The sequence below is a fragment of the Anatilimnocola floriformis genome, from assembly GCF_024256385.1.
GTDB lineage: Bacteria > Planctomycetota > Planctomycetia > Pirellulales > Pirellulaceae > Anatilimnocola > Anatilimnocola floriformis.
Window position 1 is genome coordinate 1,776,868 of the sequence record NZ_JAMLFW010000002.1, and the last position, 19,748, is coordinate 1,796,615.

12 protein-coding genes are annotated in these 19,748 nt (G+C 58.4%); 3 read left to right on the forward strand and 9 right to left on the reverse strand.

Annotation, left to right across the window (positions count from 1 at the left end; genetic code table 11):
• Positions 1–12 precede the first annotated feature (12 nt).
• Both M9Q49_RS31650 and M9Q49_RS31655 read right to left on the reverse strand, forming a co-directional pair.
• On the reverse strand, positions 13–990 hold the full coding sequence (locus M9Q49_RS31650) for a DUF1559 family PulG-like putative transporter (protein ID WP_254513320.1): 978 nt from the start codon (positions 988–990) through the stop codon (positions 13–15).
• 54 nt (positions 991–1,044) lie between these two features.
• Positions 1,045–2,028, reverse strand: coding sequence for a DUF1559 family PulG-like putative transporter (locus M9Q49_RS31655; protein WP_254513321.1), 984 nt, complete (start codon positions 2,026–2,028; stop codon positions 1,045–1,047).
• Positions 2,029–2,417: 389 nt separating this feature from the next.
• Between M9Q49_RS31655 and M9Q49_RS31660 the strand changes: the two genes are divergently transcribed.
• Positions 2,418–2,633, forward strand: a complete 216-nt coding sequence (locus M9Q49_RS31660) for a hypothetical protein (protein WP_254513322.1) — start codon at positions 2,418–2,420, stop codon at positions 2,631–2,633.
• 37 nt (positions 2,634–2,670) lie between these two features.
• Here M9Q49_RS31660 and M9Q49_RS35860 read toward each other — a convergent pair whose 3' ends face one another.
• Entirely contained in the window at positions 2,671–6,855 is a 4,185-nt protein-coding gene (locus M9Q49_RS35860; RefSeq protein WP_254513323.1) for an SBBP repeat-containing protein, read from the reverse strand.
• A 262-nt stretch (positions 6,856–7,117) separates the two neighbouring features.
• Between M9Q49_RS35860 and M9Q49_RS31670 the strand changes: the two genes are divergently transcribed.
• Together M9Q49_RS31670 and M9Q49_RS31675 are read left to right on the forward strand one after the other, a co-directional pair.
• Positions 7,118–8,401, forward strand: a complete 1,284-nt coding sequence (locus tag M9Q49_RS31670) for a GGDEF domain-containing protein (protein WP_254513324.1) — start codon at positions 7,118–7,120, stop codon at positions 8,399–8,401.
• Positions 8,402–8,855: 454 nt separating this feature from the next.
• Positions 8,856–9,140 (forward strand): hypothetical protein, encoded by a 285-nt coding sequence (locus M9Q49_RS31675; RefSeq protein WP_254513325.1) that lies wholly within the window; start codon positions 8,856–8,858, stop codon positions 9,138–9,140.
• Between the two features lie 6 nt (positions 9,141–9,146).
• Here the strand turns inward: M9Q49_RS31675 and M9Q49_RS31680 are convergent, their stop codons facing one another.
• The 6 genes from M9Q49_RS31680 to M9Q49_RS31705 all read right to left on the reverse strand — a co-directional run bounded on the left by M9Q49_RS31680 (position 9,147) and on the right by M9Q49_RS31705 (position 19,711).
• On the reverse strand, positions 9,147–10,607 hold the full coding sequence (locus M9Q49_RS31680) for a prepilin-type N-terminal cleavage/methylation domain-containing protein (RefSeq protein ID WP_254513326.1): 1,461 nt from the start codon (positions 10,605–10,607) through the stop codon (positions 9,147–9,149).
• Between the two features lie 52 nt (positions 10,608–10,659).
• The gene (locus tag M9Q49_RS31685) at positions 10,660–11,040 is read right to left on the reverse strand and encodes a hypothetical protein (RefSeq protein WP_254513327.1); all 381 of its coding nucleotides are present in this window, start codon (positions 11,038–11,040) and stop codon (positions 10,660–10,662) included.
• 13 nt (positions 11,041–11,053) lie between these two features.
• A complete protein-coding gene (locus M9Q49_RS31690; RefSeq protein ID WP_254513328.1) occupies positions 11,054–16,384 on the reverse strand; it encodes a hypothetical protein in 5,331 nt (1,776 codons plus the stop codon).
• A 118-nt stretch (positions 16,385–16,502) separates the two neighbouring features.
• Positions 16,503–17,657, reverse strand: coding sequence for a type IV pilus modification PilV family protein (locus M9Q49_RS31695; protein ID WP_254513329.1), 1,155 nt, complete (start codon positions 17,655–17,657; stop codon positions 16,503–16,505).
• On the reverse strand, positions 17,658–18,797 hold the full coding sequence (locus M9Q49_RS31700; RefSeq protein ID WP_254513330.1) for a prepilin-type N-terminal cleavage/methylation domain-containing protein: 1,140 nt from the start codon (positions 18,795–18,797) through the stop codon (positions 17,658–17,660).
• Positions 18,797–19,711, reverse strand: coding sequence for a type II secretion system protein (locus M9Q49_RS31705; RefSeq protein ID WP_254513331.1), 915 nt, complete (start codon positions 19,709–19,711; stop codon positions 18,797–18,799). The genes M9Q49_RS31700 and M9Q49_RS31705 overlap by 1 nt, the downstream gene beginning before the upstream one ends.
• Positions 19,712–19,748: the final 37 nt, after the last annotated feature.

Below are 19,748 nucleotides of genomic sequence, written 5' to 3' on the forward strand. Positions count from 1 at the left end.
CGATCGATTCGTTTAGTACGAACTGGCAGTGAGGCTGGGAAGAACGACAGTCGAAGCTGTGTTCGTCGCAGGCTCTTTCAGATTGCGCGAGTTCGAAGTCATCAATTGGCAATACACGCGATAGTCGATCGCATCGGCGAGAAATTTTACCGTGCCATCGGCAAAGGTCACGTTAAAACCTCCCGAGTGTTGACTGCTCGGCCGGGCGTGAGAATTATTGAACGGCTCGCCGGTCTTACGGCGATTCTGATTCAAATTGTGCGTGGCCGTAGGGGGCGAAGTTGGTTCCCATACGACCGCAACATCGCGTTCGTTGTCGGCGCGGTTCCAGCCCATGACGTCGGCATTTTCCAAAAACAGCAGCGTGTTACTCGCGCCATCGCCACGGGTGAGCTCAGCCGAACTCATCGCGCGTTGACCAGAAAAGATCTCAAACGTATCGCTCGTCCCTTTCAGCCGATCGTCGAGGCAGCCGTTGGCTTGCCAATCGAGCGGCCAGTTGGCATTGGGCGCACCGTTGAAGCGCCCACCGTTTACGACGTACGAGCTGCGATTCTTGGCATTGACGTCCGAAATATCGGCTGGGCAGAAAGCGATAGCGATCCGCTGATCATCAAAGTTGGGGAGACTGCCGCTGGCAGTTTCAATCTGCTCATAAAGAGCGAGCTGCTCGATATGCGGCAAGAGCGGCATGACCCAACTCTGCGCGTTGGAATTCGACGCGGTAGCAGAAGTATCGATGTTTGTGGGCCGAGTAATGTTCGAGTTCGACGGCCAGCCGCGCGAAGCCGACATAAAATTCTGGGCCGTTTCGTAATTCCGCTCGGCCATGCCGAACTGCCGCATGTAGTTCGCGCACTGGATTCTTAGGGCAGTCCCCTTCGCCCTGATGACAGCGGCCAAGATCAAGCCCATCAGCGTGCTGATGATGGCAATCACCACCAGCAATTCGACCACCGTAAACGCAACTCGAGACTTGGCGGGAGACATGTCAACCTCCGGCAGCAGGTGAACGTCGCTCTGGTCTGAATTCGGATCTGGCGTTTAGTACGAACTCTGCGTGAGCACGGGCAACGAGACCGACGAGGCGTTGTTCGTCGAGGGCTCTTTCAGATTGCGCGAGTTCGAGGTCATCAGCTGGCAATACACGCCATAGTCGATTGCTTCGGCGAGAAACTTCACCGTGCCATCGGCAAACGTCACGTTAAAGCCATTCGCGTGAAAGCTGCTTGGACGGGCATGCATGTTGGTGAAGGAATCGCCGGTCTTGCGACGAAGTTGATTGAGGCCGTTGGTGTTCGTAGGTGGATTCGACGTATCCCACACCACGGCAACATCGCGCTCGTTGTGGGCTTTGTTCCAGCCCATCACGTCGGAGTTCTCAAGGAACAGCAACGTGTTGCTCGCACCGTCGCCGCGGACGAGTTCGGCTTTGCTCATCCCCTGTGGACCTTGGAAAATCTGAAACGTTTGTCCCATTCCCTTCAGGCGATCATCGAGGCAGCCGTTGGCTTGCCAGTCGAGTGGGTTATTGCCGCTGGGTTGGCCATTGAACCGCCCGCCGTTGGCGACGTATGAACTGCGATTGGCGGCGCTCATGTCCGAGATGTCGCTCGGGCAATACACGACGGGAATGCGATCGTTGTCGAAGAAGTTCGCCGCCAGATTGCCGCTGGCGGTTTCGAGCCGTTCGTAGAGAGCGACTTGCTCAAGGTGGGGCAGGAGCGGCGAGACCCAGCTCTGAGCGTTGTTGTTCGTGGCGCTGGCCGAGAGATCGGCAGCGGGCCGCGAAATATTTGCGTTCGCCGGCCAGCCGCGCGAGGCCGACATATAGCCTGCCGAAGTCTCGAAGTTCTGTTCGGCTACGCCGAACTGTTTCATGTAAGTCGCGCACTGAGTCTTGCGGGCGGCAGCACGGACCATGCCGACCGCGGGCAAGATCAAGCCGACGAGTGTGCCGATGATGGCGATCACCACCAGCAGTTCGACGACAGTAAACGCGGAGGCTCTTTGTTTCGCACGAATCATTTGCCAATCTCCCTCACATGCCGCGGCCTGGTTCTCTGTTCCGGTCGCTCGGTCCTTCTTATGCTCGCCGGCCCCAGTCTGTTTTATCTCGCGCAAGCATAGCCGCGACGAGTCCGCCTGGCATGCAGGGCGTGGCGGAAGACTGACGGTGGTCGAAGAGAAGAAAGATGAGCCAACTTGATTGTCGCAAAGCACGCTGGCAATGTCGAGTTCGTGTTAGCGAAAAATTCGCAAATCTTCTACGAAATGGCCTCTGTGGGCGAGCCACTATTTCTGCGCCGAACCGCTGTACGAAAGCGAACGGAAGCAAATCGGCAGGCAACTTAGATTTGATGGAGGCCCAGGGAGGTAAGCCAGGGCGCCGCTCGTGAGATTGTGCAATCGCCCCTATGACAAATCCAATTCAGCAGGCTCGCTACGAAGTGCAAGTCGGCCAGGCTTCCTATCCCGTTCGCCTCATGCTGGGCCGCCCAGGCTATTGGGGCGAGTGGCAATGCCCGCTGTGCGGGAAAGTTGGCCGGTCCATTCCAGCGGCCGACGAGCACGCTGCACGGGCCGCAGTGCTCCTCGTTATGGGATCGCATCACATCGATCAGCATTCTTGATAGCTTCCGCAGTCGAGATGTCGCGACCGTCGCCACCTCAATACCGCCGGTCTACGCCCATCCCCGCCGCTTGAAAATCCGGCGTCAGGTCCTCGCTGCTGGCGTAGAAATCGTCGTCGCCAGCGCCACCCAGAATGGTGTCAACCGCAGGATCGTCACTGACCACCGAGGGGGTCAAGACGCCGGTGGCGGGCCGGGCTGCAATCCAATTGCTAAGAATCGCGAGCAAAGCCGAATCGTATTGATCCAAGCGAGCTGTACTCGCGCCAAGATTCATGGCCGCCCCCACCAGCAAATCGTTGCCAGCATCGCCGCTGAGCTGATCGCCGCCGTTGCCGCCAATGAGCACGTCGCGACCGTTGCCACCAGCGAGCTGATCGGCGCCGGCCTGGCCATCGAGCACATCGTCGCCATCGCCGCCGAGCAAGGTGTCCTGCCCTTCGCCACCGTACAGCCGATCGTTACCGGTATCGCCGACGACGTAACTCCAGTCGCCGTTGCCGGCGTTCAAATAGTCATTGCCGCCACGGCCCAGCAGTCGATCGTTGCCGTTGCCACCCAACAGTTGGTCATCCGCAGCCCCGCCGACGAGCAAATCATCGCCGCCGTCGCCATTCAGTGCAGCGACAATCGGCAACCCGTTGATATAGGCCAGATCGTTCCCTTCACCACCAAAGAACAACACACGCGAGGCAGCCGCCGTGGTTGTACGCAAGCCGTTGACGCGGATCTGGTAGTCATCGCTGGGATTGGGTCGGGCAACGAACGCTGCATCATTTCGCCACGTCCCTTGCACCACCACGGTGTCATTGGACGTGGTCACCGGTCCATCGATCGTGAGAAGGTCCTGCTGATCGGCATTGAGCACCGTAAAGTTCGCATAGCCCGCCGCGGTCAACGAGCCGCTGCTAACCATGATGGCCGGCGTAGTCTCGGCCAGCGAAGTGATGTCCAGAAATAATTCGTCGGTATCAGCGCCGCCATCGATTCGCACTGCAGTCTGCCGGCTGGGGACAAAACGAATCGGTGCGATCCCAAAAATATCAGAACCGCTGCCGCCGTTGAGTTGTAGCGAAAGCATCCCATCGAGAGTGAGCGGGTAAAAAGTATCCTCGCCATCCAAACCATCGATGATCAGCGAACCGCGGATTTCTGAGAGCGGAATCGTCAGCTGCCGGCGGTCGGTGTTCAGTGTGGCGACTGCCGGAGCCAGATAAAATTGCTCGGTGGCATCGAGAATCGAAACCGTTGTTTCCGTGACATCAATCACGAACCGGTTATACGCGCCGAACTGATCGGCGATGATCAGATTGCCAAAACTATCGAACTCTGCCGACAAAGTTCCTGCCGCTGTATTGACCAGCCGAGCTACGAACGCATCGCCCACGTTCACGCCGGAAATGAACTCCGCATTCCTACTCTCGCCCGGATCGAAGTCGACTTCGCCGCTGAAGCTGCCCGTGACCCATACGTCACCGAGCGCATCGAGCGCGATGTTTTGGATCGTGGTGATACCAGCGGCCATGCCACTCCCCTCAAACGTTTGCACGTAGTCAAACGCTCCGCTGGTCTTCCAGCGCGCGACATAAGCACCTGAGGCTCGATTCTGTACTCCGCCGCCCGGATCGAAATCGGTTTGGCTGGAGCTTCTCCCGGTGAAATAAATGAAGCCGTCGTTGCTGAGCGCCAGGGAGACAGGCGCACCGCTCGCACGTAACGTGTTGGCCCAGGAGAACGCTCCCGCGGCATCGAGTTTGACAACGAACTGATCGCGAAAGCCGGCTGCCGTTCGCGCAGCAGTTCCGGGGCCTGGATCGAAATCGACCGTGCCCGCCATTTCGCCCACGACGTAGACAGCACCATTCGCATCGACGACGAGATCATCACTCACCGTCCAGCCGACGCCCGCAAATACCGCCGCATACATCAGGCCGCCAGTGGGGCTGAACTTCGCAACAAAACCGTCCGTTTCGCCGGCGCTGGTTCGCGACAATTGAGCGGCGCTCGGGTCGAAATCGACCGTGCCACGAAAATCGCCAGCCACGTAGATATTGCCGTTCCCATCCACGGCCAAGCCGTTGGTATCGATATCTTCGAGAGTCGGCCAGTTGATGACGAGCGTCGGCACAAACGTCGGTGAGTACTTCACGACAAACGCGTCGTAGTCGCCAGTCGCGGTGCGCGAAACTACGCCAGGACCTGGATCGAAATCGGCAGTCCCGCGGAATGTTCCCGTCCAATAAACATTGCCCAAGCTGTCGATCGCAACTTCGCCAGTGCTCCCATTTCGCAAAGTCGTCGCAGCCACGAAGTTGCCCGCAGAGTCGAGCTTCACGAGGAATGGATCGTGATCAACTCCCGCGCCGCGCAGCACCTGACCCGGCCCGGGATCCAAATCGGCCGTTCCGAAGATCATCCCCGTCACGTAAACATTGCCGCTCGCATCCACGGCCAGGCTGTTTACGTATTCCTGTTGAATGCCGCCAAAGCCGCGGGCCCAAATCAATTCTCGATTCGGGCCATACTTGGCCACGAACACATCGGGCCGCGAATTGTCGCCACCTGTCGCCGTGAGGCGAACTTCGTTCGGCCCTACATCGAAATCGACCGTCCGCGAAAACAAGCCCGCGACATAAACATTGCCAGCCGCGTCGACGGCGATCGCATCTCCTTCGTCCTGCCCCGAAAAGGGCGAGCCGAACGCGTGCGCAAACAATCCACTGCCACTCGCGGCCATCTTCACGACAAAGGCGTCGCCATATCCGAGCGCAGTTCGCAGGTTTTGAGCTCCCAGCGGATTGAGATCCATCGTGCCGCCAAATTGGCTCGAGACAACCACGTTCCCACTGCCATCGGTCGCGACCGCGATGGCTTCGATGGCGTAGTTTTGAACTTCCAGTATTTCGGCATGATCGAAGATGCCGTTGGAACTCAAACGCACAAGGAAGAATGAGTTGACGCCCCATAGCGAGCTACTCACATTCCAGCTGCCGGGTCCAGGATCAAGATCGGCATTCGTCTCGAACCGACCGGCAACCACAATGTCGCCAGTTGGAGTAATCGCCACCGACTGCGCAGCTGTGGCTCCCACGCCGCCGAAAGTTGCCGCGAAAACTAGTCCGCCAGTCGTGTTCAATTTGAGCACCACCGCATCGCTGGTTCCCACGGCGGTGCGCAGCGAAGTACCCGGGCCGAAGTCGACATCCAATTGTTCTTCGAATGCTCCCACTGCATACAGATTGCCCGTGGCATCGAGAGCGAGGCCCGATTGCAGCCCCGTCTGGAATGCGGCGTAGCCTTTGCCTGCCGAGACACCATAGGCAAAGTCCCCCTGCGGATTAAGGCGGACGATAAACGCGATCGCGTCGAAGCCAGTGCTGGTTTGCTCGCTGACTCCAGCGCCAGGATCGAGATCAACCGTGCCGTAATAACTACCAGAGAAAGCAATGTCGCCCGCCGGGCCAACGGCGAGCGCGCCCGGATAGGTGTAGGAGTTTCCGTGAATGAGATTGAGGCGCGTGAGCGTGCCGTGCGAATCGAAACGACTCACCGCCACATCATGAAAGCCAGGGTTGGTCGTAGCGATCGCGGTCGCCGGTCCCGGATCGAAATCGACCTTCCCCGCGAAGTCGCTGAGCACGTAGATATTCCCTGCGGCGTCGACCTGGGCCGCTTCGACGTTATCCACTTCGGCGTTGCCCCAAGCATTCACCCACAGAAAGTTCCCTGCGGCATCGAGCTTCAGCACATAGTTATCGGCCAAGCCTTGGCTCGTTCGCTCGGCGCGGCCAGGCCCTGGATCGAAATCGGCAGTGCGACTGAACTCCCCAGTGATGACGACATTTCCAGAACCATCGACGGCCAGCCCATCGACCTCATCGTTATCGACGCCTCCCCAATTCTTCACCCACAACAGCACTCCGCTGGGATCGTACTTGGCGACGAAGCCATCGAGCGAACCCGTCGACGTCAGCAAGCGAGTGCCAGGCCCATCGTCAAAATCGACGGTCCCGGTAAAAGAGCCCGCCAGATACGTATTCCCTGCGCTATCGGCTGCGACTCGCTTTCCCACGCTGTCAGAAACGCTGTTATCCGAACCAAAGGCGAATGACCCGCCAAACTCGCCGGCGAGCAAACTGCGGAGCTCGAACAGTTCAAAACGAAGAGGCCGAAAACGTCGCGGCGGACGTCGAGAGCGAAACGGATTTAGTACCTGGCTCACCTGGCTGATCACGCGGGGTGTAGAGATCGCTCCTAAAGGTAACCAAAACCACTCAGGCAAGCCAAGCGAAATCGGAGCTGATCAGGGCGTCTGGTAGCGATTATGCGGGCGCCGCCGGGCGATTACCGCCGGCGAAAATGCGCAACTCCCTGCCAAACAGGCCCCCCCTCGCTGGCGGTAACAAACGGCGATCTAGATTTGCCCAACGAGGAATCTGCCAACTCGCTGTGATCAGGATCGTTTCGCTTTTGGGTTGTTTGCGATGAGTTGGCTTGCGCTACTAACGAGCGGGTTCGCTGTCATCCTGGCTGGGGCCGGGTTGGGCTACGGCCTGGCCGCGATCAAGTATCTGGCCGAGCTGCGTGCGGCCCAGCGCGAACGACTCGATTTGCAGCAGCAACTGAAAACCGCGACGGTTCGCCAGGCCGCTTCAGTGGCTCGGCCAGCGCCCGTGCCAACATCAGTCGTTGAACTGCCAACCGATGTTCCAGACGTAGTTGCACCGCCGCCGGAATCACCGCTTGAGTTGGTTGCCGCGGGAGTGACAGCCGAGCCGCCGCCGAATTCCGCCTCCTGGCAGCAACTCATTCACGAAGCAGCCCAGCGTGCGCAGTCGGATGTGTTGTGCATTGTCGATATTGATTTTCTGCGACAGTACCGCGAGCGGTATGGTCAAGAGCTGGGCGACTACGTCAGCGATCACGTGCTGCGCGTGATGCAGGATTCCCTGCAAAGCTTGTTACCGGATTCGTCGACCGATGGATCGCCTGAAGGTGGCGCGCTCATCTCGCGCTACGAAGGGCAGGAGTTCATCATCGCCTGGCCTGCCGAAGCAGGTTCTGCGCAGCACCGCCTGTGGGCCGCGCGAAAGATGACCGCCAAGCTGCGGGCCGATATCGAGCGGGCCTTTTTGCAGATCGGCGCCGAACGTCTCACCATCACTGCCAGTCTCGGCCTGGCTTTGTGCGAACCGGGCCTGGCCGGTGAACACGTCATCGGCCGCGCCGACGAAGCTCTTGCGACCGCGAAGCGATCAGGACGCAACTGCGCCTATTATCACACGGGCGAAACCTGCCGACCGGTGGAACCGATCGTGGCCGAAACCTCGGCCGAAGACAAAGATGCCGCCACCAAACATCAGGCTCGCCGCGGCAAAAACGGCGGCCGCGAACGTCGCCGCCATGAACGGAAACGCTGCGACAGTATCAACCTGCTCGCTCCCTGCAGCGACGGCCTGTTGCCGTCGATGGACAAGTTTCAGCGGGTGCAGTTCTTCGATATTTCGAGCAGCGGCTTTTCGATGATCGTGCCCACGGTTCCCGCCGCCAATCAATTTGCGGTCGCCCTAATCAATAGCCAGGGCATGATCTTTCTCGCTGCCGAAGTCGCCAACATCCGCCAGGCCCACCGCCCCAGCGGCGTGTCCAAACCGCTGCTCATCGTCGGATGCCGCTTCCTGCAGCGGTTATATCCACACGACAAAAGCGAATCGTCTTCGCGGCTTCCGGGGTGCGACCTCACCAGCCCTCGGCTGGCCCCCGCCTAGCGGTGGTTATATTATAACAGGTTATTGCATTTCTGAATTGCTGCAACTAATTGCGCGGCATGAGTTTGCGAAAAAATGCACCCCCCAGCTCATAACCTTTTATAACCCCTCCGCCGCAGCTCGCTAAACTCGCACTACTCTCGGGGCGAGCGAATATTATTCGCAAATTTTTCTATGCCATCCCAACTCTTTGGTGGAGGCGCGACAAGCCTTGATGTGAATACGCCTCAAGCCTTTAGGCGGTTCTAACGGCCGCCATATCGCATTTGGTGGTGATAACAATTGCCAATTCTAATTCGCATCCATCAACATAAATAAATGGGTGGGGTGCTGACGAACTGTTGTCACCACAATTGCCGATACTCTAGCCGATTCTGCTAGGCATTTGGGGTGGCGGAGTTCGCTGCGCTGCCATAAGTTGTCACGCCTGGGGTATTAGCATTGAAGGAAGTTGATGAGCAACAAAGCCCATACGGCGGTCGTGAATCGGATTGTCACTCGCTACCAAGGAACTGCACTTAATGGCGGTCTATTTGATGTATCCGCAGGCGAATGGCTGATTGCAGTCGAAACTACGGCGACGCTCGCAACCACCTTCGCGCGCATTCAAGCTCTGACTGGTACGCACTACATTGCAGTTACCAATCAAGAATCATTAGATGAAGCGTTGCGCCTAACGGATGGAACTTCCGTGGGCGTGATGAATTCACAAGGTGATATTGTGAAAACGGCGGAGTAGCTGGACTTAATCGCCAATAAAATCGGCGCCAACAGTCACTTGCCGCGCCTGTCGCGTTTGTGGTTCGTACACACGAATGCGAACCTGAATGCCGCGGAGCGGTGACATATAAGGCGGCTGCGTCTGCCGTTCACCGGGATCATCAACGCCGTTAATGCCGTCGTCGTCGAGACCGTTCATCGCCTGGCCGTTGCCGGGACCGTTGGTTTCATAAGTTGTCGGCCAGGTGTCCCACATACCATAGCCAAAGAAGTTTGCCGCACGCGAGAAATGCGTCCAGGCACGCTGGCCACCTTCGCGATTAATACCGCTGTTGTAAAAGAGATCCACATAAGCGCCGACGCCGATCGAATTGGTTGGCATGTTGGCGATCAGTCGCGGTGGATTTTGCGTCATCGGGTCGGTTCCCTCATTGGCCGCCACGCTGCTATAGCCAGGATCGCCAGCCACCAGCGGCACGTTATTTATGGCGCCTGTACCGGAATAAACTCGAGCTTCGGGGTCCCACACGCGCACATCAAAAGCGAGGACGTTGGTCAGCATCCGCTCTTCGCCGAACCCGGCGTTTTGCATGGTATACATCGTCATCGACTGCGAGTTGTTGGGATTGATATCGAGCGGCCACGGCTGCCCGTTGTAAACGGCGGCAGCGCCATTGCCGCGCGGTGCATTGGCTGCAATTCCGCAGCCGAACCGATTTTGCCGCAACGACAACTCGGCGAGTGAATTGGCAACCGGTACGTAGTCGGTATCACCGCTCGACATTGGATCGGTGACCGGCGCCATATGCACCGAAATGTCATTGGTCTCCCAGAAATCAAACGTGTCCTCAAGCTCTTCATAGCGTCCAATCCCACCCAGATCGGGCCGGATCAGCAGCAAGCGACGGCATAGAAAACGATACTCGCCGACGTTCCAAGTATTGTCGCCGTTGGTATCGACAAACGATGTGAACCAAATCACCTCGGCATAGAGCGAGGTCGTCACACTGCCGTTGTATCGCCCTTGAAACGGTGTTCCCTTGGCGCGAATGGTGAAGGCCAGCACATCGTCGCCGTCGCCGAAGAGATTGGTGGCGTTGTTGTTCTGAATCAGATCCTTGATGTTGTCGTTGTTGCTGTCGTTTACCAGGCTGCGAGCCCCAGCCGTGATGCCCGCAGCTTCCGGATCGGCATCGTAGCCCGGCCCTTCATACACGCTGAAGTAACCCGGCGAAGTCGCCGGATTGATCCAGGGCGTGGGTCGCAGCGTGAGGCATTCCAGATCGTCGTTCAGTTGCTGCGCGGCAGCGCGCAGTTGGCCACCCATTTCGATCGTCGCGCGGCCGTCGCGCACGGCGTTGCCGATGTAGGCATAGAACTCCGCAATCGCGTAGACCAGGATCAATGTCAACGCCATCGCAATCAGCATTTCGACGAGCGTGAATGCAGCGCGAATGGATTTTGATTTGTGAGTGTGCGACTTCATAACGGATCTGCGCTTTTGATCGATGCTCTTGGTCGTTGCTTTGGAGCGGAGGCTACTCGCCCGCAAAATGTTCCGGGGCAGCAACGGCTAACTGAGGATATAGTTCGCTGGCCCAACGCCACTGAGTGTCACCTTCGCGGAGCACCTGGCTGCGGGCCGAAACCGCTCCCAGCCGCTGCCAGTAATCGAGCAAGCGGCGATCGACGGGGCCGTATTGCTTGCCGCTAAAGGTTTGCAGGTACCACTTCACGTCGTGCTCCACGCCCCCCGCATGCTCACCGGCCCAGTGCATAAAGTCGCTCACAGGTTCGCCTGCGCCGCCCGGCACGACGATGGGTGACTGGCATTGCGGACACTTGATCCGCTTGCCGGCCAGTCCGTCGTTGACGTGCAACGCATGCTGACAATGTTCGCACTGGAGCGCGATGGACATGACTTACCTCTGATTAATCCACTTGCCGCCGCAGCAAAATGCAGTTGTCGGTATTCAACTTCTGACCGGGCATGAAGCCCACGGGAATCGAACGATCGATCAGGTAGAAGCCGCGGTGCCGCTGCGCCTTGCCTTGATCGCTGTCGAGTTCCTGACCAAGTTGGAAACCATCCGGATGCGCCACGTCCGGGCCGGTCGGGACATCTTCTACTTCGAAGTAACCGACGGTTGCCCACACCGCATAGCAGTTCGACTGCGTGCCGATGATGTTCGGCAACTTCTGCAGCCCTTGATAGCGGAAGTAAGCGTTGCGTTCGCTGTCATTGGGAGCGAAGTTCGACCTGTTCTCGAACAGTGGCTCGCCCGTGCGCGTAATCGACCGCCGGAAGATCGTGGCATCGACAGGCGGAGTGTTCCGCATGCTGGTGCTACCCGCATTGGGCATCAGGTCGGCTGTATCGGCAGGGCGGAACGGATTGGCAAAAATCGTGGGGTAGCTGGCATCCATCATCCCCACCGTGCCCGGATAACCCTGACGACTGAGGAAGATCTCGTTTGCTGCCGTGGTTTGCACACCATTGAGCCCGTTGGTGTTCGTGGCGTCGTAACCGACGATCGCGCTCCAGATGGCAGGATCAAAGATCGTGTTGATGTTGATCTTGCCGGGATCACGGAACCGCGACAACTTGTTGAACGGCGGCCGATACAAGTAGGGCGGCGTGTATTGCCCCCGCAACGCCGGCGAAGGATCTGTATTCATCAGCGTGCTGGGATAATACCAACGCTCGGCGCCAACGAAGTTCGATGGCACCTCGACATAGTCGAGCATCCGGACCAAGTTCATGGCCTGATTATCGGCCTGCGAAGTTTGGAACATGTTCATCAAGTGCGAGAACGGGCGACGTAAGGCCAGGCCATCGGTCGCTGGCGCAGCATACGGATTGTTGGCGCCATTCGGGATGACCGGATTGTCTGGACCGATTTCCAACACAAGCCGATTTGGCGCACTCGTAGGCACGAGGAGTAACTCGGCCGCATTCATGTACGGCCGGTTGTGCCAAGTGATCCACGGGAAAGGCTTCCCGTTATTCGCATTCGAAGGATCTCCCGCATATGCGGCTCCGCCCGATGAATCGCGGGGTGCACCGACACTCTTATTGATGTAACCCAGCGTGTGATGGAAGCTTTGCGACAAATAGGTGGTCATCGACGTCGGTGGAGCAGGCATCAACTGCGTGTCGGTGAATGTGGGGAACCACATATTGCCGATTACCGCGCCTCGCTGGGCAGTGGCCAATTGAGTAATTCGATTACCAGCTCCTGGAGGATCACTGGGATCGACATCGATATCGGCCGAGTTCTGATCGTTTGGATTCTGTTTGACCTTCCGATTCGTATCTTCTTCACCAGTAAATACTGTGGCATCGAGCGGCGCGAAATCGACAGTAATGTAAGGATTGTCGAATGCATTCCAGGCTCGAGTAGGATCTGCAAGACGCTGGAGAAATAAGGCTGAGACGCTAGGATAAACCTTGGTTGGCAGCATCCCCTCGGTTCCGAGAAGCCTGCTGTTATCCTGCGGCGTATCAATCAGTGTGTTCAGCGGGGTTCCCGGATCGTCGTAAGCATCGATCGGTCGCTGCGTCACATTCTCCATCGTGTTGTATTCGGTGTAGTAATTTCCCGATTGCGGCAGTGGCTCGGTGATGTTCGCCCCAACCCACCAGCGGGTGTCGGCTTGCTTGTCGGCCCAGGCATCTGGCGGACGCATCATGGCGACCATCGGCAATACAGGTTGCACTTCGGCGGCGCCGACGGGCGTGGTGAGCTTCGACGTGCGATTGCCGGCCGCATCGGTAACCTCGATGCCGGTCGTGTTCGAGATGAAGATGTGCTGCGGCGAATTGTCGTGCCAATAGCCGTTGCTGGTACCCATGCCGGCGGCTTTGTTCGAGCCGAAGTGAGTCTGCTCACGCGGCCCGACTAGCATGTACTGGCCGGGACTGAGTTGCGCGTTGTAGCCGAGCTTGTTGTAGAAAACGTTGTTCCGCTTAGGATTTCCCGCGGGGTCGTTACTCGTAAACCATATGTATCGCTCGATCGCAATCGTTTTGTTGGGATCGTTATTGTCCCATTGAATTGCATAGTTCGCCTGGGTGGTGATGGTGTTGTTCACGGGATCAGAATATCCAGCTGTGGGCCATTCACCATTGTCTTGTAGGTGTGCCGCAGTCGGCAAACCCTGCTGAGGCTGACGCTTAAGCTGCGCAATTGCAATTTGCCACACCGGATTGCCGTCGGGTGCTTGTCGTCCAAGATCTAGTTTGCCAGTTGTTCGATCGTAAAGCTCAAACGGCATATGCGGGTTGTAGATCGATTCACCCGCACTCGTGTTGTAAAGCGGATGCGTCCGTGGGCAATACATTTCGAAGAATACAGATCCCTGCGGCACGCGAAACTGATCGACATCGTCGTCGGGATTCATCACCTCGCTACGTTCTTTTTGCGTGGTGTCGAACTTCGTGTCCTTCACCCGGCGATCGTGCATCGCGAAGCCTTCGGTCAAGACAAGCTCTGGCGCTTCGCAGCCCCACACCACGCCCCGTTCTGTTTCGCCGGCGGTCGTCGCAGGATTGCCGTCGACCTGCCAGCCGTTCCACGGATTCGTGTCGTATTCGAAGCAGGTCATGATGCTGTCGACATCGCGGAAGTCAACGATGTTGACCGCCCATTGAGCAAACATTCTGGCAGTGGCGGGAGAAGTGCCACCTGCGGGCCCATTCGGCGGATTGTAATTTGCCCCAGGTGCCGGACTTGCGGTATTTCCCGTGCCGTTGAGCGCGAGCATCAAGCAGTACAAATGACGCGCCAAGACTTGGCGAGCATAACCGCGGTCGTTGGTCGGTCCGGCTACGCCGTCCTGAGCGCCGTCGTTATCGGCGTCGACGCTGTTCGCGTGATAGCCACGAATCCCGCTAAAGCCGTTCGGCAGGTTGCCGCCCGAGGGAATGCTGCCATTCGTACCAAACGCGGTTTCATTTTGAATGGCTTCGAGTGGTTCGCCATTCGCAAAATTCTGCCCGTTGTTGTCATTCAAACCGTTACTCAAATAGCGATTCAGATCAATTGGTTTGCCCTGCCAGAATTCCCAAGGCAGGATTTGGTGAAGGATTCCATTGATTTGTGCCGGAGACAGCGCACCGCCACCATTTAGCTGGATCATCCGTCGGTACAAATTAATGGCGGATGGCGCATCCGCCGCTGACAGCGTGGCCGTATTGCCATGGGCACTGCGGTCGCCAAGACGAAGAATGCCCGGCACGACCGGCACATTGGAGCTCATCGTCGTCAGCATTTCGCGCACGCGCTGATAGTTGCCGCCCGATGCCGTGGGATCGCCCGAACCGCTGAACAGGTTGTTCGAGACAGTTGGCAGGCGCATTGGATAGCCCGTGATGTCGATATCGTTTGCGCGGGCCAGGCGTTCCATATCACCGGGCGAGTAGGGCGTGTCGTTGATCGCCGTACGCGAGTCCCATTGCATTTCGTAAGGATCGTCGATGGTTTCGCCCATCGGCGCGACGGCCAGAATCGACTCGCGATAGAAGAAGGGCCGGCCCGCGAAATCGACAGCTACGGCATTGCGGCCCCACACATCGGGCAGGCTGGCATACCACGAATCGTTGAGATAATTGGCTGGCACGCCGGCCATCTTCACCGTGCTGAGCGAGTCGTCGCCCGCGATGCCCGGCACGCCATCGCCGCCGTAGCGGGATGTGAGAATCGGTCCATACTCAGCCGTGAGCGAAGCCACGCCCAGCACATAGCGGAAGTCAACTTCGGCCGGGCCGAAGCCCATGCCGCGCGGCAACTGCACCGAGCCGACCGGAGTGATCGGCCCTGCTTTATTCTGCGGGAACGTCGCGGCAGCTGGTTGCACGCCGGAGCCAAACACTGGGAATGGATAGGTGATCGAATTGGTCGCGTTGACGTTGGCGTTCTGCTGGGCCAAGTTGCCGTGCACATTGAGATTGATCCGGCCGTCGAGGTCCTTGATCAAGTACGCAAACAACCGCTTGTAGCGCCGGCCCGATTGGCTGGTCATCACCGGCAAACCGATGTCGACCCACACGCTGTCGCGCACACCGTCGCCGTCGTTGTCGACATCCCAAATCGCTTCCCAATAAGGATTCGGGTTGCCGGGACTAGAAACGGCCGTCGATTGCGCCATGCGGCGCATGATCATGGGATAATCGCCGGTCCCGGTAGCGGTGAGCGATGGGTTGCTACCCGTAAAGTTCGGATGATCCCAGGGCATCGGCCGGAAGATGATCTGCCGGGCCAGATTCTTTTCCTGCGGCGTCGTCAATTGCACGTTGCCGCCAGGCCAGCGTGAATTGTCGAGCCAGTAATTGATGAGCGGCGCCGGATTGAACGAAGGGATCAGCGGCGAGGTGAAATGATTCGACGAACCCGACACACGCGAGGAGAGTAGGCCAGGCGGGACAACCGACAAGTGAGGATCCTGCGGTCCGGGAGAATCGTACGGTTCGTCGGCGCCACCCACATCGGGCGCGAGGGTCAAGGCGCCGCTTGTCGAGTAGACCTGCTGTTGCTGATAACCGGCAAAGTGCGGCAGCAGCACGACGGGACGACGAGTCGTAGCGTCGTCAACCGCATCCAGCCGATACGTTTCGGGATCGTAGCCAAAGCCCATGCCGTTGAACGGCGCGCCGTTGATGACAAACTGATCGCCGCTCTGCGGCATGACGCGCATACCGCTCGGTCCTACCAAGGGCTCGATGTAGAGTTCGGCTTGGCTAGTGCCCGGGTCGTTCGGTTCATAACCGGCAACGCGGGTGCTGATGCCCGCGGCCAGACCATTGATAAACGTCAGCACGCGGCCGTTGTAAAAGCCAGGGATGTTCGCGGCCTGGCCAGAGATCGCCGAGGTGTTCATCGGAAAGACGACGAACTGATTGTTGACCGTCTTGCGATTGTCAGTCAGCGGCGCGCCGCTGACCGTGGTGTGTACGAAATCAGTGCCGTAGAAATCTCGCAGCAACGACTGCCCACGCAACGAGCCGCGGCCCAGCGAATCGTAAACGACCGCGCCGACGCCCAATTCCAAATCGTCTGCTGCCAGGTCGCCGTAGCGCTCGATGCCGGCCTGGTTGCGGGCGGCTTCGCCGTATTGGATCGACAGAATGGCGAAGGTCACGCCCATCAACAGAAAGAGGGCCAGCAGGGCCACGACCATCAGCAGGACAATGCCCCGCCGTTTTCTGCGCTGCTTGACGAGTCGCCGCGGGAGGGGACTGCGGTCGGCGAGTGTGGTGGCCATGGACGGACCTCTTCCGCAAAAGGGAGTTGACCCCAGCCGTCTGTTCCAGAGCCGGCTGCAGTCTGAAAATCGCGAATGCTATCTATCGAAAAGTGAGACCTGCGCATCGGCCCGAGGGCTAATTGCGCGGATCCAGTTTGATGGTTCTTTCAAACACGGCGATCACGCCCTGACAAACCACGGCGCGAACCTGCTGATTGGTGTTTTCCCAGTCGGCTCCCGAGAGAGTGACCTCAACCGAGGCGCCGTTGGGTTCGTCGGCATCAATCACGCGATACCACCGGCACTGCGGCACCCGCCGACCGCTGATCAAGGTGAAACTGGCGAGCATAATCCATTGATCGCGACGCAGACTCAAACGACGAGCCTGCTCTTCCGTCGTGAGTCCAGTAGCCGTGTTTGTCAACTGCATGTCGCCGCCGCTGATGCCGCCGCCATACGTCCCACTCATACTGCTGGTCATGTTGACGGCCAAGTCCCATTCCGAGGCGTCGTAGCCGCCGGTGGCCTGCAGTTGGATCGGCCGATCGTAAAAAACCACGATCGACAGATTGAAGAGATTCTCGGAGGCTCCAGCAACTCGCTCCAGCTTGGGAGTGAGCGTCGCCATCCAGGACAAGTGCCCGTCCGACTCGCGCTTGAGCGCGTTGCCAGAACTGCCTTGCACGAAGATCGATTCCGAGTGATTGGTACGATCGACGTCGATACCATTCAAGCGGCCGGTGAAACGATGGTATGACAGGTCGTCGTCGATGCGAAAAATCGATTCCGCATGCAAGGGAGTCATGGGAGTCGTCGAATTCAGCGCGCCGTTGTTCAGCGTGACGCGGAGCATCGGACTGGTTGACTGACCGTAGGGAAAGTAATTCGCATTCGAGTCGGCGCTCATGATCGACGGCGGCGAATTGGCAGCAACGAACCGCGGATCGATGCAATAACCAAACTGCCCGTCGATGTACCACTGGCCGTCGATGCTGCGAGCAGGCATTCGCGGCAAAGGATTGGTGACTCCCGCTGTGGGCCAGTACGACGGCGGCGCGGTGGTCGAAGGCAGCAACCAACGGCCAGGCTGCTGCATGTTCATGGCGTAGAACATGTGAATGCCCGAGAGGCCGGCGGCAGCCGTCGCGTCGGCTTGCTGGCCACGCTTGATTTGCAAAAGCGCCGCGGGAAAAACCGCGATGGCTCCCATCAGGCCGATGGAAGTGATCAAGATCGCGAAGAGAACTTCGAGAATGCTCACGCCGCGGCGATTGGTCGATTGCCGAGTCATTTAGCGGCCTCCCTTTTGTTCGCGCGCGGTCGCGTACTGCCGGCATTGCTGGATGTAGCTTTGCCGAATCGCATTCATGCTCGGGTCGCCGCTAAAGGTCGGATTGGGAGCGTTTTCGTTGGTGGTCACCACGCCCGACGCTCGGCCGATCGAAACCCACAGAGCATTAAAATCGGCGATGTTCGATTTGCTCGCATCGGTGTAGGTGTACGCCCCCATCGCTTCTTCCTGACGGCCGGTTACCTTTTGCGGAACACCCACGAGGAAGTGTGCGGTGCCCAAAACCGGATTCGTTGCCGCGACGGGCGAGCCCATCATCTGGCGATTCATGCGCGTGTAATTAAGCAGGCTCCCTTCGGGCGTGAACATGATTCGCAGCGCCGACGTATCGGCAAAATCTTCGCCTTGCTGACCGATGCCGCTGAACATCATGTCGATGGCGGTTCCTCGCGGCAGTTCCACCGCATTGCCGACGCGTTGCGGCGGCCGGCGAATTTGAAACGGCGCCGAGCGGCAAAAGTTGTTCGGCGGGTTGGTCGAACTCATCACGCATGGTGGCGGATTGCCGGGAATGTCGACGGTGAAGCTTTCGGTCCCGATTCGATGACCGGTGTACCACGGGCCGCGAAAGTCGAAGCGGATCTCGAAGATGTCTTGATCAATCAGGTAGTTCGCGGTCTTCGTCGTGCTGTCAGAAGAGCTCGGCAAGCTGTTTCCAACCGGACCATCCATCAGGTAGAGCTTGTAGTTGTAAAAAGTATTCGGCGAGCGCGGCGAGCCCGATGGCGATTGCGTGTCGACATTGATCGTCGCTTGCGACAACGTCGAGTCGCCGGCATACATCGCCGGGACTTCGCACAGATACATCTGCGTGCACTGGTAAGTCGTCGGGTTCATCGTCGTGTCGCCGACGGCTTGCATGACGAACTCGACACCAGCCAAACGCGTGGTGAAGGCCGCGCGGCTCTTGGCGGTGAACAATGTCGAGTTCAAAATTCGCGACGCTTCGCGCGGGCGAGCATCGTCCATCACGGTTTTGACGACCGGCAGCGAGACCACCATCAGCAGCATGGCGATCATGATCACCACGAGGAGCTCGACCAGCGTGTAGCCCCGCCTCGGCGAGTGTTGCCTACGCATTACTCGGCCTCCTGATAGTGATTGGTGATGTTGTCGGCGGAGGCGGCGTAGGCAGCGGCATCGGTGATAGCGCCAGGAAGCGGATCTGATCCCATGTGGAAATAGGGATCATTTTTAGTTGGCGTCGTAACGGAATACTGGATGGCAGACACCGATGGCCCGGCCAATTGCCGGTCAGGGCCGTAGGAAAAAATTAACGGTTTGAGATCGTAAGGCTTGAGCGTGGAGTTGTTGGTTGGATTCCAGCGGTAATCGGCTTTGAGCAGATCGAAAGAATCGGGCGTGGTTTGATTCTGCATCGTCAGCGCGGGATAGTTCGTATCATCGCTGAGATAGCCTGCCGGCCAGCGAATGAACTGAATCGGCGTCCCCCAGGCGTCGAGAATCTCCGGCACGCCATCGTCATCGATGTCGCCAATCTCTTCCGGGCTGAAGAAATCGAGAGCTGATTTATCACCGTCACGCATCGAAGCGATGATCAGGTACAGGCATTCGGCTTGTTGCCAGGATTCGGTCCAACCGCTGGGCACGCGCCGCACGTAGCCTCGGCTAATCGCTGTCCGGGTGACTCCGGGAATCACCGGATTGTCATTGACATCCTGCTTGCTGCCCGGCAATTCCATTCGCATGATTTCGCGCAACGCGAGCAAGCGGTTCTGAGCCGAGGTGCGCACGTCCTGATTGGCGGGCGGTCGAATCGGAATGGGCCGGGTGCGGTAACCCTCATAACGTTCCATCACCAGTTGATCGAGCTTGGCGATGATCACCTTCGTCCGGCTGATTTTGGCTTGTGCGATGGCAGCCCCGAAGGCCGACATGCTGATGGCCATCAGCAGACCGAGGATCGCGATCACCACCATGAGTTCAATCACGGTGAAGGCGTCGCCTTGGCGATTTTTGAGTGAGTTTTTCATCGGCCTGTTCCCAATTCTGCCACTGATCTGGCAAAGC